Source organism: Vibrio sp. Vb0937 (assembly GCF_033338855.1).
In genome coordinates, this window is the sequence record NZ_JAWOTK010000123.1 from 1 (window position 1) to 1,657 (window position 1,657).

Sequence of the window (1,657 nt, forward strand, 5' to 3'; positions counted from 1 at the left end):
AACGTTAACTCGCCATCCACGTTATCCACATCACTGAAGGCCGTATTCAGATCGATGCTGTATGGCGTAAAGTCTTCTGCCAAGGTTTGGTCTGCAATGTTGCTTTCAACCACAGGCGCATCGTTTACTGGGTTAACGGTAACGGCTACTTTCGCTTGGTCAGTCAGTGAACCATCCGTAACGGTGTAAGTGATTTCGGCGTCACCATGGAAGTTCTCGGCCGGTGTGAACACCAACTTACCATCAACAATCTCGACTGTCCCTTGTGCTTCAGGTACAGACGCCGATTGGATAGACAGCGTATCACCATCGATGTCGGTGTCGTTTGGCAGGACATCAATCGTCACTGGCGTGTCTTCGTCAGTAACAGCGATGTCATCTTTTGCCACTGGCGCGTCATTGACTGGTGTGACATCGACGTTCACCGTGGTGGACTCTGATACCCCACCGGACGTAACGATGTAGGTGAAGCTGTCTGTACCGTGGTAGTTGTCGTTTGGCGTGTAAGTCACGCTGCCGTCCGGGTTGACCGAGACCGTGCCGTTGGCTGGGCCGTTATTGCTATCCAGCGACACCAATTTGTCGTCGCCTTCGAACGTGTCGTTACCTAAAACCTTGATGATGGTTGGTGTGTCTTCCACAACCGTCGCGTTGTCTGCCACGATGTCTGCCACTGGCGCAACCGTAAAGTTCACCGTTTGGCTAACGCTTTCGCCGCTTGGATCGGTGGCAGTAAACGTCAACGCTTCTGAGCCGTTCCAGTCTGCGGTTGGAGTGAACGTAGCAATGCCATTGACGATCGCCACTTGAATGTTGCTGTTGCCAGAAAAGCTAAACGTTAACTCACTATCCACGTTATCCACATCGCTGAAAGCGGTATTCAGATCGATGCTGTATGGCGTGAAATCTTCCGCCAAGGTTTGGTCTGCAATGTTGCTTTCAACCACAGGCGCATCGTTTACTGGGTTAACGGTAACGGCTACTTTCGCTTGGTCAGTCAGTGAACCATCCGTAACGGTGTAAGTGATTTCGGCGTCACCATGGAAGTTCTCGGCCGGTGTGAACACCAACTTACCATCAACAATCTCGACTGTCCCTTGTGCTTCAGGTACAGACGCCGATTGGATAGACAGCGTATCACCATCGATGTCAGTATCGTTTGGCAGAACATCAATCGTCACTGGCGTGTCTTCGTCAGTAACGGCATTGTCATTGGTCGCCACTGGCGCGTCGTTCACTGGTGTGACATCGACGTTCACCGTGGTGGATTCACTGACGCCCCCAGACGTAACGATGTAGGTAAAGCTGTCTGTACCGTGGTAGTTGTCGTTTGGCGTGTAAGTGACGCTGCCATCTGGGTTGACCGAGACCGTGCCGTTGGCTGGGCCGTTATTGCTATCCAGCGACACCAATTTGTCGTCGCCTTCGAACGTGTCGTTACCTAAAACCTTGATGATGGTTGGTGTGTCTTCCACAACCGTCGCGTTGTCTGCCACGATGTCTGCCACAGGCGCTACTGTGAAGTTCACCGTTTGGCTAACGCTTTCGCCGCTTGGATCGGTGGCCGTAAACGTTAGGGTTTCTGAGCCGTTCCAGTCTGCGGTTGGAGTGAACGTAGCAATACCATTGACGATCGCCACTTGAATGTTGCTATTAC

1 protein-coding gene is annotated in these 1,657 nt (G+C 52.1%); it reads right to left on the reverse strand.

The window, feature by feature from the left end; genetic code table 11:
* Positions 1-1,657, reverse strand: a 1,657-nt coding sequence (locus R7P67_RS23685) for a tandem-95 repeat protein (protein WP_318086176.1), incomplete at both ends; no start/stop codon positions are given.